20 protein-coding genes and 1 riboswitch are annotated in these 23774 nt (G+C 65.7%); of the genes, 12 read left to right on the forward strand and 8 right to left on the reverse strand.

Annotation, left to right across the window (positions count from 1 at the left end):
• Positions 1 to 26: 26 nt before the first annotated feature.
• Entirely contained in the window at positions 27 to 272 is a 246-nt protein-coding gene (locus BLQ58_RS09205) for a hypothetical protein (RefSeq protein WP_139186083.1), read from the forward strand.
• A 30-nt stretch (positions 273 to 302) separates the two neighbouring features.
• Here BLQ58_RS09205 and BLQ58_RS09210 read toward each other — a convergent pair whose 3' ends face one another.
• Positions 303 to 1436 carry a Bug family tripartite tricarboxylate transporter substrate binding protein gene (locus BLQ58_RS09210; protein WP_254775866.1) on the reverse strand — a complete coding sequence of 378 codons (1134 nt, stop codon included), beginning with the start codon at positions 1434 to 1436 and terminating at the stop codon, positions 303 to 305.
• A 140-nt stretch (positions 1437 to 1576) separates the two neighbouring features.
• Here BLQ58_RS09210 and BLQ58_RS09215 point away from each other — a divergent pair, with 140 nt between their 5' ends.
• A complete protein-coding gene (locus tag BLQ58_RS09215) occupies positions 1577 to 6784 on the forward strand; it encodes a trifunctional serine/threonine-protein kinase/ATP-binding protein/sensor histidine kinase (RefSeq protein ID WP_092596837.1) in 5208 nt (1735 codons plus the stop codon).
• Positions 6785 to 6895: 111 nt separating this feature from the next.
• On the opposite strand, the gene benD is transcribed toward BLQ58_RS09215, so the two are convergent.
• The 5 genes from benD to catA all read right to left on the reverse strand — a co-directional run bounded on the left by benD (position 6896) and on the right by catA (position 11610).
• On the reverse strand, positions 6896 to 7672 hold the full coding sequence (benD, locus tag BLQ58_RS09220) for a benzoate diol dehydrogenase BenD (protein WP_092596841.1): 777 nt from the start codon (positions 7670 to 7672) through the stop codon (positions 6896 to 6898).
• Positions 7669 to 8691: a benzoate 1,2-dioxygenase electron transfer component BenC gene (gene benC, locus BLQ58_RS09225; RefSeq protein ID WP_092596843.1), complete on the reverse strand. Its 1023-nt coding sequence runs from the start codon at positions 8689 to 8691 to the stop codon at positions 7669 to 7671. The genes benD and benC overlap by 4 nt, the downstream gene beginning before the upstream one ends.
• Before the next feature lie 38 nt (positions 8692 to 8729).
• Positions 8730 to 9218, reverse strand: a complete 489-nt coding sequence (benB, locus tag BLQ58_RS09230; protein ID WP_092596845.1) for a benzoate 1,2-dioxygenase small subunit — start codon at positions 9216 to 9218, stop codon at positions 8730 to 8732.
• A complete protein-coding gene (locus tag BLQ58_RS09235; protein ID WP_092596848.1) occupies positions 9215 to 10573 on the reverse strand; it encodes an SRPBCC family protein in 1359 nt (452 codons plus the stop codon). The genes benB and BLQ58_RS09235 overlap by 4 nt, the downstream gene beginning before the upstream one ends.
• 101 nt (positions 10574 to 10674) lie before the next feature.
• Positions 10675 to 11610: a catechol 1,2-dioxygenase gene (catA, locus tag BLQ58_RS09240; protein ID WP_092596851.1), complete on the reverse strand. Its 936-nt coding sequence runs from the start codon at positions 11608 to 11610 to the stop codon at positions 10675 to 10677.
• Positions 11611 to 11784: 174 nt separating this feature from the next.
• Between catA and BLQ58_RS09245 the strand changes: the two genes are divergently transcribed.
• The 4 genes from BLQ58_RS09245 to BLQ58_RS09260 all read left to right on the forward strand — a co-directional run bounded on the left by BLQ58_RS09245 (position 11785) and on the right by BLQ58_RS09260 (position 15290).
• Entirely contained in the window at positions 11785 to 12708 is a 924-nt protein-coding gene (locus tag BLQ58_RS09245) for a LysR family transcriptional regulator (protein ID WP_092596854.1), read from the forward strand.
• An 89-nt stretch (positions 12709 to 12797) separates the two neighbouring features.
• On the forward strand, positions 12798 to 13898 hold the full coding sequence (locus BLQ58_RS09250; protein WP_092596857.1) for a branched-chain amino acid aminotransferase: 1101 nt from the start codon (positions 12798 to 12800) through the stop codon (positions 13896 to 13898).
• Between the two features lie 164 nt (positions 13899 to 14062).
• Positions 14063 to 14752, forward strand: coding sequence for an ArsR/SmtB family transcription factor (locus BLQ58_RS09255; RefSeq protein WP_092596860.1), 690 nt, complete (start codon positions 14063 to 14065; stop codon positions 14750 to 14752).
• Positions 14753 to 14783: 31 nt separating this feature from the next.
• The gene (locus BLQ58_RS09260; protein ID WP_092596864.1) at positions 14784 to 15290 is read left to right on the forward strand and encodes a DUF6630 family protein; all 507 of its coding nucleotides are present in this window, start codon (positions 14784 to 14786) and stop codon (positions 15288 to 15290) included.
• Between the two features lie 43 nt (positions 15291 to 15333).
• Here BLQ58_RS09260 and BLQ58_RS09265 read toward each other — a convergent pair whose 3' ends face one another.
• Positions 15334 to 16332, reverse strand: coding sequence for a LysR family transcriptional regulator (locus BLQ58_RS09265; protein WP_092596867.1), 999 nt, complete (start codon positions 16330 to 16332; stop codon positions 15334 to 15336).
• A 257-nt stretch (positions 16333 to 16589) separates the two neighbouring features.
• Between BLQ58_RS09265 and BLQ58_RS09270 the strand changes: the two genes are divergently transcribed.
• The 3 genes from BLQ58_RS09270 (at position 16590) to BLQ58_RS09280 (ending at position 18206) form a co-directional block, all read left to right on the forward strand.
• Complete coding sequence (locus tag BLQ58_RS09270; protein ID WP_092596870.1) at positions 16590 to 16856, forward strand: PepSY domain-containing protein; 267 nt, start codon at positions 16590 to 16592, stop codon at positions 16854 to 16856.
• 2 nt (positions 16857 to 16858) lie between these two features.
• Positions 16859 to 17419 carry a cytochrome b/b6 domain-containing protein gene (locus tag BLQ58_RS09275; protein WP_092596873.1) on the forward strand — a complete coding sequence of 187 codons (561 nt, stop codon included), beginning with the start codon at positions 16859 to 16861 and terminating at the stop codon, positions 17417 to 17419.
• A 106-nt stretch (positions 17420 to 17525) separates the two neighbouring features.
• The gene (locus tag BLQ58_RS09280; protein WP_092596877.1) at positions 17526 to 18206 is read left to right on the forward strand and encodes a type 1 glutamine amidotransferase domain-containing protein; all 681 of its coding nucleotides are present in this window, start codon (positions 17526 to 17528) and stop codon (positions 18204 to 18206) included.
• 35 nt (positions 18207 to 18241) lie between these two features.
• On the opposite strand, the gene BLQ58_RS09285 is transcribed toward BLQ58_RS09280, so the two are convergent.
• A complete protein-coding gene (locus tag BLQ58_RS09285; RefSeq protein ID WP_092596880.1) occupies positions 18242 to 19156 on the reverse strand; it encodes a LysR family transcriptional regulator in 915 nt (304 codons plus the stop codon).
• Between the two features lie 280 nt (positions 19157 to 19436).
• On the opposite strand from BLQ58_RS09285, the gene BLQ58_RS09290 reads away from it, so the two are divergent.
• From BLQ58_RS09290 to BLQ58_RS09300, 3 genes are all read left to right on the forward strand, one after another.
• A complete protein-coding gene (locus BLQ58_RS09290) occupies positions 19437 to 20765 on the forward strand; it encodes an MFS transporter (protein WP_092596883.1) in 1329 nt (442 codons plus the stop codon).
• A 51-nt stretch (positions 20766 to 20816) separates the two neighbouring features.
• Complete coding sequence (locus BLQ58_RS09295; protein WP_092596886.1) at positions 20817 to 22028, forward strand: M20 aminoacylase family protein; 1212 nt, start codon at positions 20817 to 20819, stop codon at positions 22026 to 22028.
• A 59-nt stretch (positions 22029 to 22087) separates the two neighbouring features.
• A riboswitch (glycine riboswitch) is annotated at positions 22088 to 22186 on the forward strand.
• A gap of 163 nt (positions 22187 to 22349) precedes the next feature.
• Positions 22350 to 23618, forward strand: coding sequence for a D-amino acid dehydrogenase (locus BLQ58_RS09300; RefSeq protein WP_092596889.1), 1269 nt, complete (start codon positions 22350 to 22352; stop codon positions 23616 to 23618).
• Positions 23619 to 23774 lie beyond the last annotated feature (156 nt).

Below are 23774 nucleotides of genomic sequence, written 5' to 3' on the forward strand. Positions count from 1 at the left end.
CTACCTTTAGGATTGCAGAGGCCATCATGCAGCATCGCACATCCATCCTCAAAGAGCTCGCTACCGCTCGTCGACACGTCACCCGCTGCCGGCAACTGGTGCGGCGGCAGATCGAGATTGTCCGGCTCTGCCAGCACCGCCACCGGGACGAACTGGAATCCGTGAAGCTGCTGCGGGAATTGCGCGAAGCACTCGCCATCGGACGCCACCACATGCATGTGGTGGAGCAGGAACTGGGGGCGAACGACCGGTTCGGCCGGCTCTGGCGATAGCCGCCGCCTGCCGAACCAGGACACCCGCGGCTACCTGCGTGCGCCGCCCGTGGGCCTGTCCGTGCGGATATCGATCTGGTCGGGCACGATGTGCCGGTCCAGGATCAGCCCCTTCCACCGTGCCAGCTCCTGTTCGATGAACGCCTGAAAGTCCGCCGGGCCGGCATGCAGCACCTTGAAACCGTAGCCGGCCAGCATCTCGTTGAGCGTCAGTTCCGAGAGCACCTGACGGATAGCGAGGTCGAGGGTCTCGATCCTGTCCCTGGGGGTGCCTTTCGGCGCCAGAACGCCATACCAGCCGGTGACGAACATGTTGCGTACGCCGGCCTCGACAAAGGTGGGCGTTTCGGGAGCAATGGCCAGCCGGGCATCGGTGGCAACGGCCAGCGCGCGCAGCTTTCCCGAATTGACGTATCTGAGACTGTCGGCACCAGCGAACACGGCATCCACATCGCCACTCATGGCGGCGGCCACGGACTGAACGCCCCCGTGGTACGGGACATGCAACACCCGGATTCCGGCCGCCTGCGAAAACATCTCGATGGCCAGGTGGCTGGTATTGCCGTATCCCGACGACGCCACGGTCACCCTGTCGGGATTCGACTTCGCGCGCTCGATCAGGTCGGCGACCGAATGGAGCCGCGAATTCGGCCCGACATAGAGCACCAGCGGCTGCTTTGCGACGAGCGAGACCGGCTGGAAGTCCTTGATGGGATCGTAGCCGGCCGATTGGCTGACGAGCGGCCCGATGGCATAGGCGGCAAGTGCGAGCACGAGCGTATAGCCGTCGTTCCTGGCCCGCTGCACATATCGCAGCGCGATCTGTCCGCCTGCCCCCGGCTTGTATTCCAGCAACACTGGCGTCCCGAGCCGCTTCTGCAATCCGGCGCCCAGCGGTCGCGCAACAAGGTCTGCCGGACCGCCGGGCAGGTACGGCACGATGATCGTGACCGGCTGCTCGGGGTAGGCGGCCCACGCCGGATGAACCGTGACGAATGCCGCAGCCAGCAGCATCCGGCTTCGCCCGGCCAGCGTGCGACGCAATATTTGCAGCCCGGCCGGCGCTACCCGCCTGATCCGGGTGGAGATACGTCCGATGGCCTCGGGAAGTTCAAATCGCATGCTTGTCTGGAAGGGCTGGAACGCGTGATGCGCCAGGGTCAAGTGGGTCGCCGGATGGTCTTCCGGACGAGATCATACGCCTGGCCGCCCACGGCGATTTGATAATATCTGGCCACCCTGCAGCGCCCCCTTGAATCCTCGGGTGTTCCCTTCGCCCCTTCGTCAGCATAGCGATGTCTTCCATGTATTTCCCCCGGGCCGGTGTCGGTCTCGGTTTCGATTCCACGTGGGATGCAGGCGACCGCCGGTTCGGGCGCGGCTGGCTCTTGCGTGAGGACGGCAGCAAGACACACGTGCTCGGCGTCTGGGCCGCCGATGGGCATCGTACGCCCGCCACGCTCGACCGACTTGTCCACGAATACGCGCTGCGCGACGACATCGAAGCGGACTGGGCCGCCCGGCCGCTGACCTTGCTGCACGAGCGCGATGCCGCCGTGCTGCTGCTCGACGACCCGGGCGGCGAGCCCCTCGCCCCGATGCTCGGCGCGCCCATGGACGCGACGACGTTCCTCGATATCGCCCTGGCCATGGCCAGCACCGTCGGCAAGCTCCATCGGCGCGGCCTGATTCACAAGGACCTGAAGCCGGCCCACTTCCTGGTGGCGGCGGACCGGTCCTGTGCGTGGCTGATCGGCTTTGGCATCGCGTCGCGTGCGTCGCGCGGCGTCGAGCCGCTGCCGGAGCCCAGCGAAATCAGCGGCACGCTTGCCTATATGGCACCCGAGCAAACCGGCCGGATGAACCGGGCCATCGACGCGCGCAGCGACCTGTATTCGCTCGGCATCACGTTCTACCAGATGCTGACCGGCGCACTTCCCTTCGCGGGCTCCGGCCCCATTGACTGGGTCCACGCCCACCTGGCGCGCTCGCCGGCGCCACCGGCCAGCCGCGTGGCCACCGTGCCCGCGATCCTGTCGGATCTGGTCATGAAGCTCCTGGCAAAGGCGCCCGGGGAACGCTACCAGACAGCGGCCGGCCTGCTGCGCGACCTGCAGCACTGTCGCCAGACACTGCAGGCGCAAGGCGACATCGCGCCGTTCGCGCTTGGCCAGGGCGACCATTCGGACGTTTTCGCGCTTGGTGAACACCTCTACGGCCGCGAGCAGACCGTGACAACGCTGGTGGATACCTTCGACCGCGTTGCCGCCACGGGCCGCAGCGAAATCGTGATGGTGTCGGGGCATTCGGGCGTCGGCAAGACGTCGGTCATGCAGTCGTTCGCGCGAACCGTCGCCGAGCGTGGCGGCCTTTGCGCCACCAGCAAGTCGGATGCGCCGGCCGATGCATCGACCGAGGGCCCCGCCGATGCCGGCGCGCGGCTGCCCTATGCCACGCTTGCGCAGGCGCTGCGCGGTCTGCTTCGGGAATGCCTGGCTCAAGACCCGGCCGACGTGGCGTCATGGCGCACCGTCATTACCGAGGCCCTGGGGCCCAACGCCGGGCTGCTTGTATCGTTGCTGCCCGAACTCGAAACGATGCTGGGTCCGGTACCCTGGGTGCCCGACACACAGTCGCGTGAGGCCGGGCCACGGCTCCGGCTCGCCTTGCATTGCCTCACGGCGGCCCTGGCACGTGCCGCCGGGCCGCTGACGCTGTGCTTCGACGACATCCAGTGGCTCGACAATGAAACCACGGCGCTGCTGCACCAGTTGTTGACCGATCCGGCCACGACGCACCTGCTGGTGGTCTGCGCCTACCGCAGCCATGAAGTGGACGATGGCCACACGGTCACGCACTGCGTCGCGGCCTTGCGCGCGGAGGGCGCCAGCGTGGCCCATATTGAACTGGGCTGCCTCGATGCATCGGACCTCCATCGGCTTGTCGCCGAAACACTCCACTGCGATGCCACGGCCAGTGCGCCGCTGGCGCGCCTGGTGATGGAGAAGACGGCTGGCAACCCGTTCTTCGCCACGCAGTTCCTGAGCGAACTGGCAACCGAAGGCCTGCTGCGCTTTGACCACAGCACAGCGCGCTGGACCTGGGACCTTGACCAGATCGCGGCAAAGGGTTTTACCGACAATGTCGTGGCACTGATGGTCGGGCGAATTGGCCGCCTTTCCGCCAGCACCCGTGCGGCGCTGAAACTCCTCGCCTGCCTGGGCAACGACACCACGGTCGAAACACTGGCGCGCGTCTGGACGCGCGAGCCCGGCCAACTCGACCCGGCGATCCGCGAAGCCGTGCATGCGGGCCTGATTTCACGCAAGGATCACGTGCTGCGCTTCCGCCACGACCGCATCCTCGAAGCCGCGTACGCGCGCATTCCCGAGCCGGAGCGGCAGGCGTTCCATCTGCATCTCGGCCGTCTGCTGCTGGACCGCACACCGAAGGAAGAGATCGATGCCAACGCCTTTACGATCGTCGGCCAGTGGAACCGGGCGGCCAGCCAGATCGATACGCAGGACGAGCGTGACCGACTCGCGGAACTGAACCTTGCCGCGGGGCTGCGCGCCAAGTCCACCTGTGCCAACACCGCGGCACTTCACTATCTCTCGACCGGGCTCTCGTTGCTTGGCGACGACGCCTTTGCGCGATGCGAAGCCCTCGCGTTTTCGCTGACGCAGCATATGGCCGAATGCGAGTTCCTGACCGGGGATTCGGTGAGTGCCGAACCTCGGCTGGCGGCGCTGGCCGCGCGCGCGTCGTCACTGACCGCGCTGGGGGTCGTCACGCAACTGCAGCTTGGCTTGCTGCTGACGGGCGGCCGGCGCGTCGAAGCCGTGACGGTTGGCCTGGCCTACCTGCGCCGCGCCGGTATCGACTGGACCGCCCAGCCCGCTGCCTCGGTCGTGGCGCAGGAAGAGGCGCTGCTGACAGGACTGCTCGACGGACGGGACATCGCCAGCCTCAGCACGTTGCCACCCATGACGGACGCCGGCGGCCTTGCCACGATGCGTGTGCTGACGGCGCTGCTGCAGCCCGCCTGGTACACCGACGATCACCTGCGCACGCTTGTCATCCTGCGCATGGTCAACCTGAGCATCTCGCTGGGCAACAGCGAGGAATCGTGCCTGGCCTATTCGTGGCTGGCGATGCTGCGCACGGCGGCGTCACCGGACGGGACGGCTGGCCTTGCGCTCCAGCGGCTGGCACTGACCGTGGCCGAGCAGCAAGGTGTCGAGCGGATGCGCGCCCGCGTGTACCAGGTTGCGGGCGGTAACCTGCTGCACTGGACGCAACCCCTGCGCGTGGCACGCGCCCTGTTGCGCCAGGCGCTGGAGTTGACCGCGCAGATCGGCGACCTGACCTATGCCGCCTATATTCGCAGCAACCTGATGACCCACGCGCTGGCGGTTGGCGATCCGCTGGGGCGCGTGCAGCACGAAGCGGATACCGGTAGCGTGTTCGCCTGGGGACCGCGCTTCGCGCTGGTGGCGGACCGCCTTGTCGCGCAACGCCAACTCGTGCGGACCTTGCGCGGGCTGACCCCCGTGTTCGGCAGGTTCGACACGAGGGATTTCAGCGAGGCAGCGTTCGAGGCGCGCCTGGACAGTGACGTGGGGCTGCGCCTTGCGGCGTGCTGGTACTGGATCCGCAAGCTGCAGGCGCGCTATCTGGCCGGCGAAGCCGCGCAGGCGCTTGAAGCGGCCGAACGGGCCCGCACGCTGTTGTGGACGTCTCCCGCCTATTTCGAGCAGGCCGAATATCACTTTTACGCGGCGCTGGCGCGCGCGGCATGCTGCGATCCGGCCGTCGCGGACGATCTGGCCCTCCATCTTCCCGTGCTGGCCAGCCACCATCGGCAGTTGGCCCAATGGGCCCGGCGCTGTCCGGCCACGTTTGCGCACCGGGCCCTGCTCGTCGAGGCGGAAATCGCCAGGCTGGAAGGGCGCGACATCGACGCGATGCGTGGCTTCGAAGCGGCCATCGGATCCGCACGCGACAGCGACCTGATCCACATGCAGGCGCTGGCCAACGAGCTTGCGGCACGTTTCTACCTCAGCCGGCGGCTCGACAACGTGGCGCTGGTCTATCTGCGACAGGCTCGCCATGGATACCTGCACTGGGGCGCCGACGCCAAGGTCTGGCAGCTCGACCGGCAGCATCCGGCCCTGGCAGCCGACGCCAATGCGGTTCCCGCTTCGACGCCGTTGATGGGCACCATCGGCGCGCCGCTTCAGCACCTGGACCTGGCTACGGTCATGGCGATCTCCGAGGCGGTGTCCGGCGAAACCCGCCTCGATCGGCTGCTGGCCACGCTGATGCGCACCGCCATCGCGCACGCCGGGGCATCCCGCGGGCTGCTGATTCTGCCGCACGGCACGGAGCATCGCGTGGCAGCCGAGGCTGCCGTTCGCGACGACGCCACTGCAGTGACGCTGACCGACCTGCCGCTCGACGCCGCGGCGATACCGCTGTCCATCGTCCGGCACGTGCTGGAGAGCCACGAGCATGTGGTGATCGACGATGCCGCGGCCCAGCCATCCTTTTCGGCCGACCCGTACATACGCCAGCGCCGCGCGCGCTCGATGCTGTGCCTGCCGTTGCTGAACCAGGGCAAGCTGACCGGCGTGCTTTATCTGGAAAACGGGCTGGCGCCAGGCGCGTTCGTGCCAGCACGGATCGAGGTCATCAAGCTGCTGGCGTTCCAGGCGGCCAGCGCCATCGAGAACAGCCGGCTGGGCGAGCAGCGCCGGGAAGCCGACGAAGCCTTGCAACGGGCCCAGGCCGAGCTGGCGCACGTCAGCCGCGTCATGACGCTCAGCGCGTTGACGGCCTCAATCGCTCACGAAGTGAGCCAGCCTGTGGCCGCGCTGACCATCGAAGCCAACGTCGCCCTTCGCTGGCTCAAACGCGAGACACCTAACGTCGGAGAGGCCGTGGAATCGCTCAACAGCATCGTCCAGCAGGGTCAGCGCGCACGCGACGTCATCGTCGGCATGCGGGCGATGTTGCGCAAGGCCGGACCACAGGCGCAACGGATCGACCTCAACGCGATGATCGCCGAGACACTGCCGCTTCTGGCCGGCGAGCTGACGCGTCACCGGGTCATGCTCAGGACCGAACTGCTGCCGGCGCTGCCCATGGTGTCCGCCGACAAGGTTCAGCTTCAGCAGGTGTTCCTGAACCTGGCCGTCAATGCCATCGAAGCCATGCGCGGCATCGATGCGCATGCGCGCGAGTTGACGGTACGTTCATCGGTCAACCCGGCGGGTGAGGCGCTTGTGACCGTGCACGATGTCGGCGTTGGCCTGCCGGCCGATCCCAATGAACTTTTCGAGGCGTTCTACACGACCAAGCCCGAAGGCATGGGCATGGGCCTGTCGATCTGCCGCACGATCCTGGAAGCCCACGGCGGCAAATTGCAGGCGTGGCCAAACCGCCCCAGGGGAGCGATATTCGGATTCAGTCTGCCGGCCGACGAGAATGGCTCCCTGGCTCGCGAATAGGCCGTATCGCAGGGGCCGGCGGTTCGCGGGGCAGGCAGGCATGCCCAGCACCACGCCAATGACAATGACAATGGGAGCGCGCCTCCCTGGTCCTTATGATTCTGGCGGGCGCTAACCGTTGTCGCCGCCTGCCACCGGCAGCACGGCACCGGTGATGTAGCCGGCTTCGTCGGATGCGAGGAAGAGAATCGGCGCAATCTGTTCGTCGAGCGTTGCGTATCGCCTGAAGAACGTGGACTCGGTCACCTGCGTGACCGCCTCGCCCATCCAGACCCGCTCCTGCTCGCTGTCTCCCGCCGCATTGCGTGGCACGCGCCGAGGCGGGGCCTGGGTGCCGCCCGGCGCTGCCGCCACCACGCGGATACCGTGCTCACCATACTCCATGGCGAGTGACTGCGTCAGGGCGTTCACCCCGCCCTTCGCCGCCGAGTACGGCACGCGGCGGATACCGCGGGTGGCGTTCGACGAGACGTTCACGATCGTGCCGCCGCATTGGGCGAGCATATGCGGCAGAACCGCGTGGCAGCCGTACAGGGTGGGCATGAGCGAACGGCGAATCTCCGCATCGATCTGGGCTGGCTCGAATTCCGCGAAAGGCCGCATCCGGATGGCACCGCCCACGCCGTTGACCAGGATGTCGATGCGACCGAATATCTTTACCGCGAAATCCATCGTGGCGGCTGCCCCGTCGTAGGTCTCGAGGTCAGCCATGAAGGCAGCGGCGTCAGCGCTCTCCGCCTCGGCCGCGACCTCGGCGACGAAGTCCGCGCGATCGACCAGCAGGACCTTTGCACCTTCCGCCGCTGCACGCAGCGCCACACCCCGCCCGATGCCCTGGGCAGCCCCCGTGACCACCATCACCTTGCCTTCGAATCGACGGGCGCTCATGGCATCACCGGCGCCGCGTTGGGCGTGAATTTCTCGTAATGGAAGCTGGCGGGCTTCACGCCGTTGTCGTCGAAGAACTTGCGCACGGCGTCCACCATCGGCGGGGGGCCGCACAGGTACACGTCAACGTCGCCGTCGTTCAGGCATTCGGCCGGCATATGCTCGGTCACCCAGCCCTTGCGCGGGTGGTTCGATTGCGCATCCGCGACCACCGTGCTGAACGTGAAATTGAGCAGTCTGGCGATGTAGGCTTCGATCGCCTCCACCTGCACCAGATCGAGGTCCCGCGTCACGCCGTAGACCAGATGGACCCTTTGCTGCGAGTTCGCGCGAACCAGCACTTCCAGCATCGACAGGAAAGGGGCCAGGCCCGTGCCGCCCGCCAGAAACAGCAACGGACGTTCCACTGCCCGGAGATAGAAGCTGCCCAGGGGACCAGTCATTTGCACCTTGTGACCGGGGCGGGCCGATTCCAGCCAGGTGCTCATCACGCCTCCGGGTATCTTCTTGATCAGGAAGCTGACCTTCGATGCCCCTGGCGGGGACGAGAACGAATACGACCGATGCTGGCCGCTGCCGGGAACATCGATATTCACATACTGGCCAGCCAGGAAGGCCGGGGGAATGCTGTCCACGTCCAGTTCCAGCACCACGGCTGCGTCGTTGTGCTGTTCGAGCTTCGTGACCGTCGCGGCGAATTTGTTTTGCTCGGTCTTGCACATCGTCGAGGATGCCGGAACGGCGATGACGCAGTCGCTCTGCGGCACCATCTGGCACGTAAGGACCAGACCGGCCGCCTTCTCGTCGTCGCTCAGCGCATCTTCGATGTAATCCTCACCCAGGTCGTAGCGGCCGCTCTCGGCGCGGCACTTGCAGGTGCCACACACGCCGTCGGAGCAATCCATCGGCAGATTGATCCTGGCGCGAAATGCGGCATCAAGAACCTTTTCGCCGGCTTTGCATTCGACGAAGCGGGTGACGCCGTCTTCAAAATTCAGTGCGATGTTGTAGCTGGACATGTTGCCTCCTGCGTCCTGTCTCGATCCGTTCCACTCGCTCACACGTGGTAGACGTCGAGCACCTGGCGGATATAGTCATTCTTGAGCGCGATCTTCTTGCTGGAAATCAGCAAGCGATCGCCCACCTTGCGGAAGGTGAGATAGACCGTGCCGAAGTACTGGTCTGTCACCTTGTAGCGGTGGCTCAGCGTGTTGAAGTTGTAGCGAACGTCGATTTCGCCATCACGTTCCGCCAGCACTTCGACGTTGGTGACGTTGTGGCTGGTGCGCGGCTCCGGCATCGATGCGCTGCTGCGCTCGGTGCGGATACGAAACACCCGGTCTTCCAGGCCGCCACGGTCCGCGTAGTACATGAGGGAAATCTCGCGCTGGGGATCTTCGGTGAGCTTGTCATCGTCATCCCAGGCAGGCATCCAGTACGTGACGTCGTCCGCGTAGCACGCCAGCCATTCATCCCACTGACGGTCATCCAGAAAACGCGCCTCCTGGTACAGGGCATTGCAGATCGCTTGATGGTCGATGGTCATACGGCTGCCTCTTCCTGTTCCTTGCGCAGGGCTTCGCGCATCACCCGCATCCAGTATTCGTGCTGCACCACGAAGAGACCTTCGTCCTCGCTTCGCTCGCCCGAGATGAGCGGATTCAATCCCATGCCCCTGGCGTTCGCGTCAGGTCCGTTCACCCACAACGGTGCGCCCCGCGACATGTCGTTCCACATCGACGTCGTGCTCGCGTAGCCCGCCTGGCAGGCACGGAACTCTTCGAGGTCATCGCTGGTTCCCATGCCCGACACGTTGAAGAAATCCTCGTACTGGCGAATGCGAATGGCGCGGCTTTCGGCGCTCTCACCCTTCGGCGCGAAGCAGAAGATGCTGACTTCGGTCTTGTCGACGCCAAGCGGACGGACGACACGAATCTGGGTGCTGAACTGATCCATCAGGAACACGTTCGGATACAGGCACAAATTCCGCGTCTGGTTGACGATGTAGTGCGCCTTGGCGTCGCCAACCCGCGCCGCGATCTCTTCCTGATGCTGATGGACCGGGCGCACTTCCGGGTTCATCGTGTTGGTCCACAGCAGGATGTGGCCGTGCTCGAAGCCATACACACCCGCGACCGATTTGCTCCAGCCGTTCGCATCCACGGCCTTCGTGCCCTCGACCTTGCGGCGGCCCATCGTTGCGGCGTAGTTCCAGTGCACGGTGCTGACGTGATAGCCATCGCAACCGTTCTCCATCTGCATCTTCCAGTTGCCGTCGTAGATGTAGGAGGAGTTGCCGCGCAACACTTCCAGACCGTCCGGTGCTTGCGACACGATCTGGTCGATGATGATCCTGGTTTCGCCGAGGTAATCCTCGAGCGGCATCACGTCGGCGCTCAGGCTGCCAAACAGGAAGCCACGATAGTTCTGGAAGCGCGCAACCTTGCGCAGGTCGTGCGAGCCCTGCTTGTTGAACTGCACCGGATACTCGGTGGTTTTCTCGTCCTTCACCTTCAGCAGCTTGCCTGCGTTGGAGAACGTCCAGCCGTGAAACGGACAGGTGAAACTGCCCTTGTTGCCATGCTTGCGGCGGCAAAGCATGGCGCCCTTGTGCGCGCAGGCGTTGATGACGGCGTGGAGTTCGCCGGCCTTGTCGCGCGTGATGACGATGGGCTGCCGGCCGATCCAGGTGGTGTAGTAGTCGTTGATGTTCGGGATCTGGCTTTCGTGTGCCAGGTACACCCAGTTGCCCTCGAAGATGTGCTTCATCTCGAGTTCGTAGAGATCAGCGTTGGTGAAGATGTCGCGGCGGCAGCGGAACACGCCGTTTTCCTTGTCGTCCTGGACGGCGTTGCTCAGCAGATCGCCCAGTTGTCGTGCCTTGTCGATGGTTGCGGACATGAGTTGTCTCCCTATGCCGGCTTCGAGGTGAAGCCCTGGCATTGGTGCAGAGGATTCGTGCGGAATGGGCGCGGCCTGGTCAGCCAGGCCGCAGCGCGGGGTTACGCCGGGGCGGAGGCGCGCAGGCGATTGACGAGCTGGTTGTCCTGGCCTTGCACCAGCGGCGTCAGCGCGATGTCGAACACGATTTCCTTGTACGCATCGGCCTTGAGGCCCAGCGCAAGGCCGCCGGTCTTTTCCACGACGTGCGGCACCAGCTCTTCGCGTGTTGCATAGGCAAAATCGTCCCAGATCAGCGGATCGCCTTCAATGTTGATCTGCGTGGTCAGCTTGCGCGACTTGTCGCTCGTCACGAAGAAGTGCACGTGCGCCGGCCGGTTGCCGTGGCGGGCCAGCGCGTCGAGCAGTTGCTGCGTCGCGCCTTGCGGCGGACAGCCGTATCCGACGGGCATCAGCGTGCGGAATTCGTACTTGCCGTCCACGCCCGTCCTCACTGCGCCGCGAAGGTTGAAGTCGTCCTGGGCGCCGGTCGGATCGAAGTGCGAATAGAAGCCCCTGGAGTTGGCGTGCCAGCATTCCACCACGGCATTGGCCACGGGCCTGCCGTCCGGGCCCGATACCGTGCCCCGGATGATGAGCGGCCCCGCCGCCTCATCGGCATTGATGTCGATCCGCGAGACGCCGTCGCGCACCGGTGCGCCGGCGACATACAGCGGGCCTTCGATGGTGCGCGGCGTACCGCCCTGGATATCGGTCTCGCGGTCCGCTGCATCCATGCGGATGTCGAGGTACTTTTCGAGACCGAGGCCGGCAGCCAGGAGCGCCGCCTCGCCATCCTTGCCGAGCTTGTTGACGTAGTTCACGCCGGCCCAGATCTCGTCGGGCGTGATGTCCAGCTCGTCTATGGCCTTGAAGAGATCGCTCAGCAGACGGTGCGTAATCTGCCTGGCGCGAGCGTTGCCCGCTTCGCTTCCCAGATTGGCAGCGGCCTTCAGCAGGTCCTGCACTTCCTTGGTGTCGAATACTTTGGCACTCATGTCTGCTCCTAACTTTCTGTCTTTTCTGGTGGGGTTAACCCTCGTTCCAAGCCAATTCGAAGCTACTCGAAAGGTATAATCCGGCGGCGAAACTGGGCGTAAAAGCAGAATAGGGGCGCAAAACGGGGCAGTCCAACACCGTTTTAGTATCGGGCTATATCCTGGAGGTATTGTATGGAGCTACGACACCTTCGCTATTTCGTAGCGGTTGCCGAAGAACGGAATTTCACGCGCGCGGCACGGCGGCTCCATATTGCGCAACCGCCACTCAGCCGCCAGATCCAGCAGCTGGAGGAGGCCCTGGGCGTGCAGTTGTTCGAGCGTAACTCCCGGCCGCTCAAGCTCACGGAGACGGGCAAGTTTTTCTACTCCCACGCAGTGCATCTCATTGCGCAGACGAACGAGCTGGAATCGATGACGCGGCGCGTCGGAAACATCGAGCGCAGCCTTTCGGTCGGCTTTGTGGGCTCCACGCTGTACGGCATGCTGCCGAAGATCATCCGCCGATTCCGGGACGAGAACACGTCGGTCGAACTGAGCCTGCACGAGATGTCGACGATGGACCAGCTCCGCGCGCTCAAGGACGGCCGCATCGACATCGGGTTCGGCCGGATCCGGCACGAGGATCCCAACATCCGCCGCGTGACGCTTCGCGAAGAGAAGATGATTGTCGCGCTGCCGGTCGGCCACCCGCTATCGGTATCGAAACCCGTGCTGTCGCTTCGGGATCTCATCTACGAAACGCTGATCGTCTTCCCGAAAACGCCCAGACCCAGCTATGCCGACCAGGTGCTATCGGCGTTTCAGGAACGCGCCCTCACGCCACGCCGCATCTACGAGGTGCGCGAGTTGCAGATCGCTTTGGGACTCGTGGCCGCCGGAGAAGGCATATCCGTCGTGCCGAGCAGCGTCTACGGACTGAAACGCGATGACGTGAGCTATATGGAGCTCGATGACCCAACCCTGACGTCGCCCATCATCATGAGCATGCGCGCGATGGACGAATCGCGGGACATCAAGGAAATGCTGGAACTGATTTATCGGCTTTACGAGGAAGAGCGGATTTCCTACGTCCCGCGCGCCGGCAAGGGCCAGTAACTTGGCCGTTTCCCACCACAAAACACCGCGCATGGCGCAAAATTCGGGGTCTGGGCGCGTGGCGCCCCTCTGCACCCCTAGGAGACTGTATGAATACCGCTGTCGGATCCACCCTGTCCATTGCACCGAGCGCGAGCCCCTTGCCGGCGGCCGAGCGCGAGCGCCTGCTCGAGAATCCGGCGTTTGGCCGCGTCTTCACCGACCACATGGCCACCATCCGCTACACCGAGGGCAAGGGCTGGCACGACGCGAAGATCGGACCGCACGGCCCCATCCAGTTCGATCCGTCCACCCTGGTGTTCCATTACGCGCAGGAGATCTTTGAAGGGCTGAAGGCATACCGGCTGCCGGACGGAGGCGGTGCGCTGTTCCGTCCCGATGCGAATGCGCGCCGCTTCCAGAACTCGGCCCGACGCCTGGCGATGCCGGCGCTGCCCGAGGAGCTGTTCCTGGAATCGGTGCGGGAACTGGTCCGCCTGGACCGTGCGTGGATTCCGTCCGGGCAAGGCTCGGCGCTGTACCTGCGCCCGTTCATGATCGCCACCGAAGTGGTGCTGGGTGTCAAGCCTGCCGCCGAATACCTGTATTGCGTGGTCGCTTGCCCCGTGGGCGCGTACTTCAAGGGCGGCGCCTCGGCGGCGGTCACCTTGTGGGTGTCGGACACCTACACGCGCGCCGCGCCCGGTGGCACGGGCGAGGCCAAGTGTGGCGGCAACTATGCCGCGAGCCTTCTCGCGCAGGCCGAAGCCACCCGCGAGGGCTGCGACCAAGTGGTATTCCTCGACGCCGTGGAGCGGCGCTGGATCGAGGAACTGGGCGGCATGAACGTCTTTTTCGTGTTCGACGACGGCACCCTGCAGACGCCGCCGTTGACCGGCACGATCTTGCCCGGCATCACGCGCGATTCGCTCATCACCCTGGCACGCGACTTCGGCCTGACCGTGCGCGAAGAGCCGTATGCGATCGACCAGTGGCAGGCCGATGCGCAGAGCGGGCGCCTGCGCGAAGCATTTGCGTGCGGCACCGCTGCGGTGGTGACGCCCATTGGCAAGGTGAAGGGGCGCGCGTACAACTTCACCATCGGCGACGGCGGCGCGGGTGAGGTCACAACACGCCTGAAGGGGGCACTGGTCGACCTGCAGCAAGGCCGCGCAGCGGACCCGCACGGCTGGCTGGACCGCCTGTTCTGACCGGCGGTCAACCGCGCGGCATCGCATCGAAGCACGGAGGGCAAGGCCGATGCACGGCCTGTCTTTTCTCCTTGCCCGCGCCGCGCGCGACCTTACAGTCACGGCACTCGCTTCCGCCACGAATTGCCTATACTTGCATCCGTCCCTTCACCCAGGCATGAACTATGGAATACGCTCCAGGCATCAGCCAGCTGGCGGGCCTGCTTGCCGATCCCGGGCGCGCGGCGATGCTGTGGGCGCTGATGGATGGCGGTGCCCGGCCCGCGGGCGAACTGGCGCTGATCGCCGGGCTGTCGGCGTCGTCCACCAGCGGCCATCTGGCACGGCTGTCCGAAGGCGGGCTGCTGGCTGTGGAATCGCGCGGGCGCAACCGCTACTACCGTCTGGCCGCGCCGGAGATCGGCGTGGCCATCGAGGCACTGGCCACGGCGTCGCTGGTCAGCCAGCCGCCACGCATGCGGACCGTGCCCGTTTCGCGCGGTACGCCGCCTGCGCTCAGGCAGGCCCGCACCTGTTATGACCACCTGGCGGGGGAACTTGCGGTGGGTCTGTTCGAACGAATGTCGCAGGCGGGATGGCTGGCCGTGGATGGCACGCGGATTGACCTGACCGGCGACGGCACGCAGGCCATGGCGCAGTTGGGCATCGACCTCGATGCCACGCGGCGCAAGCGCCGCCAGTTTGCCTGCACCTGTCCCGACTGGAGCGAGCGCAAGCCGCATCTGGGCGGCGCGCTGGGGGCGGCCTTGCTGGAAACCATGCTGGAGAAGGGCTGGATCGAGCCTACCCAGGCGTCACGGGCATTGCGCGTGACACCGCGGGGGCATCGCGAGATCGGGAAAGTGGCCGCATGACTGGAGCAGCCGGACCATAAAGGAGCCACAGATGGCAATAGAACTGGACGACGACGCGCAGGACGCCGTAAGCCGGCTGTTTGCGCTGATCAATCTGGGAGACACCCAGCAGACCACCCGGCATCTGGCGCTGTTCGAGGAAGCACTGGATGACGCCGAGGAAGACGAGGCCGACGCCGAGATGCTGCTCTTCCAGATCAAGGAGATCATCGACTGGGAGGCTGGTTTCCATGTCGACTGGAAGGACGTCGAGTCCTTCATCGGCTGTCTCACCCAGCTTTGCGAGCGCATCGACCTGGAGATCAACTGGGGCACCGACGACCCCGAGGACGAGGATTTCCTGGAGGGCACCAGCGTACCCGAGCTGATGGAGCTGGCCACGGACCAGCTGCGCGTGGCCGGCTACACGCTGTGGAACTGGGATACCGGCGGCGACGCCTACGCGGGCTGGATCACGCGCAGCGAGGACGACGACGAAATGCTGGAGATTGCCGACACGCTCGGCTTCGACCTGCGCAGCGGCGACCAGCCTTACTGAATCGCCCTGTTGTTGTCGAGACCGGCGGATGAGCGCCCGCCGGTCACTCCAGCGTCAGGATTGTGGGCGCGGCGTCGTTCTCTTCCAGCGCCCCGGCGGTGTCCGGCAGCAGGGTGGCACCCAGGCGAGACGTGGGACGGCGTGCGTTCTCCGGCACACCCAGCGTTTCTTCCAGCGCGTTCAGGAAGGCCCGCACACTGGCCGGCATCAGCTTGCGGGCCGGCATCAGCACATACACCTTCAGCGGCGACGACGAATAGCCAGGCAGCACGCGCACCAGCTGCCCCTGCACCAGCTGCTCATGAACAAAGCGCGGCGACAGGCGCGTGACGCCCAGGCCATCGACCGCCGCCTTCAGGCGCACTTCGGCGTTGTGCGTGCAGATGCGCGGGTCCACATCGAGCGAAAACGTCTCCACGCCATCGCGCAGGAATTCCCAGTTCGAATCGTCCAGGTTGCCCACGGTCGGCCAGCCCTGCAGGTCCTGCGGTGCGCGCGGCAGGCCGCGCTCGCGAATCAGCGAGGGCGCCGCATAGAACGCGCGCTCGATCAGCACCACCCGCTTGCTGGCGAACGAGCTGTCATGCAGGCTCGTATCGGTCATCACGAAGGCCAGGTCGTAGCCGTGGCGGATCAGGTCGGGCTGGTCCCAGTTCATGTCCAGCTGCACGCGCAGCGACGGGTGCTGCTTGAGCAGCCGGTTCACCGTCGGCGACAGATGCTGCGAACCCACCTCATAGGGCGTGGCAATCCGGATCAAGCCGCTGACTTCGGCGCTGACCGAGGCCGCCTCGGCGCTGATCTCGCGCAGCGCGCCGAACAATGGCGCCACGCGGTCGTAGAGTTGCTGACCGCGCTGGGTGACGCGCACGCGACGCGTGGTGCGCTCGAACAATCGCACGCCAAGCTGGCCTTCCAGCCGCGCCACGGCGGCGCTCGCCGACGACTTCGGAACCTCCGCCAGTTCGGCCCCCTGCGTGAAGCCGCCGCCTTCCACCACGCGGCAGAAGATTTCCCAGTCCTTCCAGTCAATCGTTTTCATGCGAAACCTCTCGAAGCTCGACACCGGGAAAACCCTTACCGGATGGGCCGCGATTGTCCCACAAGACGAACAATTGTGAAGTCCATGTCCAAAGTAGGGACATTACTAGAACGTGACATCGACGTGACATTTCCGGCGACTGTGCGATTGCAGCCACGGCGCAGGTCGGGAAAACCTACATTGAGAATCGATCTCATTAGACTCTACGATTCATACACCCCGCCCAGATGGGCTTTTTTTGTCCGAGGAGTTGATCCATGCATAAAATCGTCGCCGCAGCCTTTGTCGGCCTGTTCTCCACTGCCGCGTTCGCAGGCGCCAATTGCGAGAAGCATCCGAAGTCCGAATGGATGCCCGAGGCCGACGCGAAAGCCAAGATCGAGGCCCAGGGCTACAACATCAAGAAGTTCAAGGTGGACGGCAACTGCTACGAGATCTACGGCACCACGAAGGACGGCAAGAAGGCGGAGATCTACTTCGATACCAAGACGCTGGAAGTCGTCAAATCGGAAATCGGGAAGTAAGCATGGCAACCCCTGCGGATCGCGTTTATCCGCGCGACACGATTCGCGTCTGGGACGTGGCCGTCCGCCTCACGCACTGGAGCCTGGCGGCCATCGTCTGCTATGACCTGATCGACGATTCGGGCGACCGCTTGCACCGCGTGCTGGGCTACGTGGCCGCCGGGCTGGTGCTGTTCCGCATCGTCTGGGGATTCGTCGGCACCGAGCATGCGCGTTTCGGGGCCTGGTTGCCGCGTCCCGCCGGCGTACTGGCCTATGGGCGCGCCCTGATGCGCGGGCGCGCGCCGCGCTTTATCAGCCATACCCCGCTGGGCGCCGTGACGATGCTGGCCATGTGGGCGCTGATCCTGGCGCTGGCCGTCACCGGGTGGATGTCCCGGCTCGACCCGTTCTGGGGCGAGGACTGGCCTATCGACATTCATCGCTGGCTGTCGAATACGCTGCTCGGCCTGATTGCGCTGCATGTGGCGGCGGCCATCGCGATGAGCCTCAAGGGCCGCGAGAACCTGATCGCCGCGATGCTTACCGGACGCAAGCGCCGCGACGCCGACCCCTCGTCCTGAAAACCCTGGAACGTCGAGCTTTCGGAATCGCCACGCGCTGCCTACGATGGTTGCCAACGCCGTTGCGCGTGCGTGGCCGCGGCGCCAACCAACCCGGAGAACGACAATGAAGATCCTGATGGTGCTCACCTCGCATGACACGCTTGGCAACACGGGCAAGAAGACCGGTTTCTGGCTCGAGGAGTTCGCGGCACCGTACTACGTGTTCAAGGATGCTGGCGTCGACGTCACGCTGGCGACACCCAAGGGCGGCCAGCCGCCGGTCGATCCCAAGAGCGACGAACCCGACTTCAAGACCGACGCCACGCGCCGGTTCCAGGGCGACCCGGATGCCCAGAAGCACCTTGCAACCACGCTGACGCTGGACCAGGTCAAGGCCGACGACTTCGACGCGGTCTTCTATCCCGGCGGCCACGGCCCGCTGTGGGATCTGACCGAGGACAAGCGGTCGATCGCGCTGATCGAAGCCTTCGACCGCGCCGGCAAACCGATGGCCCTGGTGTGCCATGCACCCGGGGTGCTGCGCCACGTGAAGCGGGCCGATGGCGAGCCGCTGGTCAAGGGCCGCAAGGTCACGGGCTTCACCAATACCGAAGAAGAGGCCGTGCAGCTGACCAACGTGGTGCCGTATCTGGTGGAGGACGTACTCAAGGCGAACGGCGGGCAGTTCTCGCGCACCGATGACTGGGGAAGCTACGCCGTGGTCGATGGTCTGCTGGTCACGGGACAGAACCCCGCGTCGTCCGAGGCGGGTGCCCACGAACTGCTGAAACTGCTGAAGAAGTAGGCGCCAGCCGCCGCGCCAGCGCAACCCGGCCTGACTCAGCGCGCGCGGCGCGGCTTTGCCGCATGCCGCACCTCGCGCGTGAACTGCGCGCAGGCGTGCGTCATCAGGTCTTCGGAACGATAGACCAGGAAGAGTTGGAACTCGGGCAGCTCGTCGGCAATCGGCAAGCGCACCAGCGCCTCGGGGTCCAGCTTCAGCGGGCCCGTGCCATCGAACACGTAGTTCGACCATACGCTGATCAGGTCGGTCCGGGTGGCCAGCTGCAGCCCCAGCAGGTTCGACGCGCTCTGCACGATGCGCCTGGGCATGTCCAGGCGGTGCAGGCGCATCAGGCTGGCCAGCGGGCTGCCGGGATCGTCCAGCGGATCGAGCGTCAGCCAGTCCGCATCGAGCAGCGCACGCAGGCGTCGCGCACGGCGCAGTGGATGCCCGGCTCTCACGGCCAGGCCCATGCCGACCGAAAACAGCGGCTCCCACTGCATGCCGCCGCCACCGGGGCCGCTGTTGGTCGAAATCAGGCCAAGATCGAGCCGCCCCTCGCGCAACCCTTCCAGGATCTGCTGCGGCCGCAACTCCATCGCGCGAAGCGTCACATTCGGATAACTCTGCCGGTAGGCCGCCATTGCATCGGGCAGCGCGCCGCTCGATGCCACGGCAGTAAAGCCGATATGAAGCTGCGCCTCGGCGTGCCCCCGAATCGACTCGATATCTTCCAGCGCGTGCCGCAGTTCCTGCTCCACCACCGTGGCACGCCGCACCAGCGCCAGGCCGTAGGCCGTCAGGCTCACGCCGCGCACCGAGCGCGACATCAACGTGACGCCCAGTTCGCGCTCCAGCTCCGCAATGGCCTTCGACAGCGCCGGCTGCGAGGTATGCAGGCTGCGCGCCGCCTCGTGGATGCTGCCGTGCTGGGCCACCGCCAGCAGCACGCGCAGTTGTTGCAGCTTCATCAGGGTTTCTCCCCACCGGCCGGTTGCCGATGCCTTGCGATGGTGCGCGCCTGCGCAATTGCCGTGCATGGCACACCGGAATGCGCCGTGTAGGTACTAGTCCCGATGGTACGTGGCGAGTGATGGTGCCGGTGATGCCATTTCGTTATCACGATGACAATAAATGATTTTCGGCGCCGCGTGTTTGCCGGAATACTGCATCGCCAAGGACGTACGACTTGAGCGATGACGCCGCCCCCAGGCGCCACGATTTCCGTAACCCAGTTCGTGGAGCCCCCACATGAACGACGCAACCCTGACCGCCGCCACGCCGCTCTCCGCTGCCAGCGTCGCCGCCCCCGCCAATCCGGCCGCGCCTGCCAAGGCGAAGCAAAGCCAGTTCCGGCTGATCGCCGCATGCTCCATCGGCAATGCGCTGGAAATGTTAGATTTCACGGTCTACAGCTTCTTCTCGCTGCTGATCGGCAAGCTGTTCTTTCCGTCGGACAGCCCCTACGGGTCGCTGCTGCTGGCCGTGGCCACGTTCGGCATCGGCTTTGTCATGCGGCCGCTGGGCGGCGTGCTGATCGGCAACTATGCCGACCGCCATGGCCGCAAGGCCGCCATGACCCTGACCATCGGCCTGATGGTGCTGGGCACCCTGTGCATCGCACTGGCGCCCACCTACGCCACCGCCGGCGTGTTCGGGTCGCTGACCATCCTGGCGGGCCGGCTGCTGCAGGGATTTTCGCTGGGCGGCGAGATTGGCGCATCCACCGCGATGCTGATGGAAGGCGGCGATGTAAAGGGCCGCGGCTGGCGCGTGAGCTGGCAGATCGGCAGCCAGGGCATTTCCGCGCTGGCAGGCGCCGCCACGGGCGCCACGCTCTATGCCTTGCTGCCCACCGCCGCGCTGGAAAGCTGGGGCTGGCGCGTGCCGTTCCTGCTTGGGCTGCTGATCGCGCCGGTCGGTCTCTACATCCGTGCCAATCTCGATGAAACGCACGAGGCCGACGCGCACGCGCCGAGCCCGGTCGGCGAACTGTTCCGCCGCCACGCCGGCAAGGTGGTGCTGGGCATCCTGGCTGGCACCGCCGGTACGGCCACGATGTACCTGGTGGTGTTCTTCATGCCGACGTACATGATCCGCGTGCTGCATATGCCGGCGTCGCTGTCGTTCCTGTCGGGCTGCGTCACGGGCGTCACGCTGCTGGTGGTATCGCTGATTGCCGGCACGCTGGCGGACCGCCTTGACCGCCGCAAGCCGCTGGTGGCCGGGTCGCTGCTGTTCAGCCTGATCGCCGTCTATCCCGCGTTCTGGTTGATGAACCACTACCCGAGCGTGCCGCTGGTGCTGGGCCTGTCCGCGCTGCTGACCGCCAGCATCAACCTGGGCACCACGCCGCTGTTCCTGATGTTGCTGGAAATGCTGCCTGCCGGCGTGCGCGCCACGGGCCTGGCCGTGATCTACAGCGTGGGCGTGACGGTGTTCGGTGGCTCGTCGCAGTTCGTCGTCACGTGGCTGCTGGCGAAGACCGGCAACCCGATGGCCCCCGCCTTCTACATGATGGCGTGCGGCGTGCTGGCCCTGGCGGCCGTGCTGCGCATCGTCGAGAAGCGCGAACACTGATCCCCTTCGATGCCTCGCTACCCCGCGAGCCTGACTTCCCGAGACCTCACCATGACCCGCCAACCGACCCTGACCCCGTTTCAGCTGCTGCCGCACCTGCTGCCTGCCATCGACACCGAGACCTTCGTCAATATCCGCCGCCAGATCCATGCGCAGCCCGAACTGGGCTTCGAAGTGGGCGCTACCAGCCGGCTGGTGGCCACGCTGCTGGAAAGCTGGGGCTACGAGGTGCACACCGGCATTGGCAAGAGCGGCGTGGTGGGTCAGTTGAAGGTCGGCAACGGCACGCGACGGCTGGGCATCCGGGCCGACATGGACGCCCTGCCGATCACCGAGGCCACCGGCCTGCCCTACGCCAGCAAGACGCCCGGCCGCATGCACGCGTGCGGGCACGACGGTCACACCGCCATCCTGCTGGCCGCCGCCCGCGCGCTGGCCGATTCACGCAGCTTCGATGGCACGCTGAACCTGATCTTCCAGCCCGACGAAGAGAACCTGTGCGGCGCGCGCGCGATGATGGAAGACGGCCTGTTCGAACGTTTTCCGTGCGATGCGGTCTTTGCGCTCCACAACATGCCCGGCGTGCCGGCCGGGTCGTTCCGGGTGCTGGAGGGGCCGGTCAGCCTGTCGTCCGACGTGGCCGATGTCACGATCCGCGGTGTTGGCGGCCATGGCGCGATGCCCCATCGGTCGAAGGACCCCATCGCCGCCTCGGCCGCCATCATCACCGCGCTGCAAACGGTGGTGGCGCGCAACGTGGCGCCCGACGACACCGCCGTGGTATCGGTCGGCTTTATCCACGCCGGTGCCACGCATAACGTGATTCCGGAGGAGGTCAGGATTGGCCTCAATGTGCGCGCGGCACGGCCCGAAACCCGCGCGCTGGTGGAAGCCCGCATCTACGAGATTGTCAGCCTGACCGCGCAGGCCCACGGCGTGACGGCGCAGATCGACTATCGCCAGCTGACGCCGCCGATGGTCAACGCCGCCGGCCCCACCGCGCTGGCCGCCGAGGTCTGCCAGGAACTGGTGGGCGCCGAGCACGTGGTGACGCAGGCGCCCAAGGGCCTCAATGGCAGCGAGGACTTCGCCTGGATGCTCAATGCGGTGCCCGGCTGCTACCTGATCCTGGGTAACGGCGAAGGCGAATTCGGCGGCTGCATGGTCCACAACCCCGGCTACGACTTCAACGACGACGTGCTGCCGCTGGGCGCCGCCGCCTGGGTGCGGCTGGCGCAACGCTTCCTGGTCCCTTCGACCTGACCGCAACAAACCTGATGGCCGAATCCTTAATTTCTATGGCATAGTGGCCACCGTTGTACCCCGCGATATCGGGAGAGCCCGTCGCTGCCGCCAGGCAGCACGGCGCCGAAGGAGCAACCGCCCCGGAAACTCTCAGGCAAAAGGACCGGTATCGCCATTGAACTCTGAAGAACCCCCGGCTCGTACGTCGGCCGGCGGTACCGAAGGAGCAAGCGAGCCCCCGGGCTCGCGAATCTCTCAGGTCAAGGACAGAGGGGGCGTCCGCGAAGCGCATGGTGCGCCGCGGACTGCCACCCCATGACGTCCTGAAAGACCTTCCACATGAAATCCATTGCAGTGATCGGCGGCGGGATTACCGGCGTCACGACCGCGTACGCGCTGGCCAGGCGCGGGTTCTCCGTCACGCTATTCGAGCGGCACCGCTATGCGGCCATGGAAACGTCGTTCGCCAACGGCGGCCAGTTGTCGGCCTCGAACGCCGAAGTCTGGACGCACTGGTCCACGCTGGCCAAGGGCATCAAATGGATGCTGCGCGCCGATGCGCCGCTGCTGGTGAATCCGCGCCCCACCTGGCACAAGCTGAGCTGGTTCGCCGAGTTCATGGCGTCGATCCCGCATTACCGCCCCAACACGGTCGAGACCGCGCGCCTGGCCATCGCCGCGCGCCAGCACCTGTTTGCCTGGGCCGACGCCGAAGGCATCGACTTCGACCTGAAGCGGCGCGGCATCCTGCATATCTATCGCAACAAGGCGGGCTTCGAGCATGCCGGGCGGGTATCGAAGCTGCTCGCCGAAGGCGGGCTGGAGCGCCACCCGGTCACGCCGGCCGAGATGCGCGACATCGAGCCCACGCTGGCCGGCGACTACTACGGCGGCTACTACACCGAGAGCGACGCCACGGGCGACATCCACAAGTTCACCAGCGGCCTGGCCGCGGCAATCCGGCGCCTGGGCGTACAAACGCTGTACGACCAGGACGTGCGGTCGGTGTCCACCACGGGCCGGCGCGCGACCGTGGTGTCGGCGCAAGACAACCTGTCCACATCGCGCGAGTTCGACGGCGTGGTGGTGTGCGCGGGCGTTGCCAGCCGCGACTTCGCGCAGCAGCTGGGCGACCGCGTCAACATCTATCCGGTTAAGGGCTATTCGATCACGGTGAACCTGAACGATGCCGAAAGCCAGGCCAGCGCGCCGACGGTCAGCCTGCTCGACGACGAAACCAAGCTCGTGACCAGCCGCCTGGGCGCCGACCGCTTCCGCGTGGCCGGCACGGCCGAGTTCAACGGCATCAACCGCGACATTCGCGCCGACCGCATCCGTCCGCTGGTCGACTGGGTACATGCCTGCTTCCCCGGCATCAGCACGCGCAGCGTGGTGCCCTGGGCCGGCCTGCGTCCGATGATGCCGAACATGATGCCGCGCGTCGGCCGTGGCCACGCCGCCAACGTGTTCTACAACACCGGGCACGGGCACCTGGGCTGGACGCTATCGGCGGTGACCGCCGAGATGGTGGGGGACGTGGTACGGCAGGCGGCGACGCAGGATGCACGCGTCGCGGTGGGCCAGGGCGTGGGCGGCGTGGCAGCCTGATACGCCGGCGAAAGCCCGGGACTGCCCTTTCTGGGCCGGAAATCAAAAAGCGCTGCCCGGTGAGCAGGGCTTTCAAATATTGGTGCCCAGAAGAAGACCCGGTCACCATGCGCGACCCCGGCTTGCGCCGGCAGGCGCAAGCTTTTCGAGTCCGCG

The organism is Ralstonia sp. 25mfcol4.1 (genome assembly GCF_900104095.1).
In the GTDB taxonomy this organism is placed as follows: Bacteria; Pseudomonadota; Gammaproteobacteria; order Burkholderiales; family Burkholderiaceae; genus Cupriavidus.

Excerpts from the sequence above, each read along its gene's own strand:
- BLQ58_RS09205 (WP_139186083.1), top strand. The coding sequence starts at position 27 with ATGCAGCATCGCACATCCATCCTCAAAGAGCTCGCTACCGCTCGTCGA.
- BLQ58_RS09215 (WP_092596837.1), top strand. The coding sequence starts at position 1,577 with ATGTATTTCCCCCGGGCCGGTGTCGGTCTCGGTTTCGATTCCACGTGG.
- benD (WP_092596841.1), bottom strand. The coding sequence starts at position 7,672 with ATGAGCGCCCGTCGATTCGAAGGCAAGGTGATGGTGGTCACGGGGGCT.
- benC (WP_092596843.1), bottom strand. The coding sequence starts at position 8,691 with ATGTCCAGCTACAACATCGCACTGAATTTTGAAGACGGCGTCACCCGC.
- benB (WP_092596845.1), bottom strand. The coding sequence starts at position 9,218 with ATGACCATCGACCATCAAGCGATCTGCAATGCCCTGTACCAGGAGGCG.
- BLQ58_RS09235 (WP_092596848.1), bottom strand. The coding sequence starts at position 10,573 with ATGTCCGCAACCATCGACAAGGCACGACAACTGGGCGATCTGCTGAGC.
- catA (WP_092596851.1), bottom strand. The coding sequence starts at position 11,610 with ATGAGTGCCAAAGTATTCGACACCAAGGAAGTGCAGGACCTGCTGAAG.
- BLQ58_RS09245 (WP_092596854.1), top strand. The coding sequence starts at position 11,785 with ATGGAGCTACGACACCTTCGCTATTTCGTAGCGGTTGCCGAAGAACGG.
- BLQ58_RS09250 (WP_092596857.1), top strand. The coding sequence starts at position 12,798 with ATGAATACCGCTGTCGGATCCACCCTGTCCATTGCACCGAGCGCGAGC.
- BLQ58_RS09255 (WP_092596860.1), top strand. The coding sequence starts at position 14,063 with ATGGAATACGCTCCAGGCATCAGCCAGCTGGCGGGCCTGCTTGCCGAT.
- BLQ58_RS09260 (WP_092596864.1), top strand. The coding sequence starts at position 14,784 with ATGGCAATAGAACTGGACGACGACGCGCAGGACGCCGTAAGCCGGCTG.
- BLQ58_RS09265 (WP_092596867.1), bottom strand. The coding sequence starts at position 16,332 with ATGAAAACGATTGACTGGAAGGACTGGGAAATCTTCTGCCGCGTGGTG.
- BLQ58_RS09270 (WP_092596870.1), top strand. The coding sequence starts at position 16,590 with ATGCATAAAATCGTCGCCGCAGCCTTTGTCGGCCTGTTCTCCACTGCC.
- BLQ58_RS09275 (WP_092596873.1), top strand. The coding sequence starts at position 16,859 with ATGGCAACCCCTGCGGATCGCGTTTATCCGCGCGACACGATTCGCGTC.
- BLQ58_RS09280 (WP_092596877.1), top strand. The coding sequence starts at position 17,526 with ATGAAGATCCTGATGGTGCTCACCTCGCATGACACGCTTGGCAACACG.
- BLQ58_RS09285 (WP_092596880.1), bottom strand. The coding sequence starts at position 19,156 with ATGAAGCTGCAACAACTGCGCGTGCTGCTGGCGGTGGCCCAGCACGGC.
- BLQ58_RS09290 (WP_092596883.1), top strand. The coding sequence starts at position 19,437 with ATGAACGACGCAACCCTGACCGCCGCCACGCCGCTCTCCGCTGCCAGC.
- BLQ58_RS09295 (WP_092596886.1), top strand. The coding sequence starts at position 20,817 with ATGACCCGCCAACCGACCCTGACCCCGTTTCAGCTGCTGCCGCACCTG.
- BLQ58_RS09300 (WP_092596889.1), top strand. The coding sequence starts at position 22,350 with ATGAAATCCATTGCAGTGATCGGCGGCGGGATTACCGGCGTCACGACC.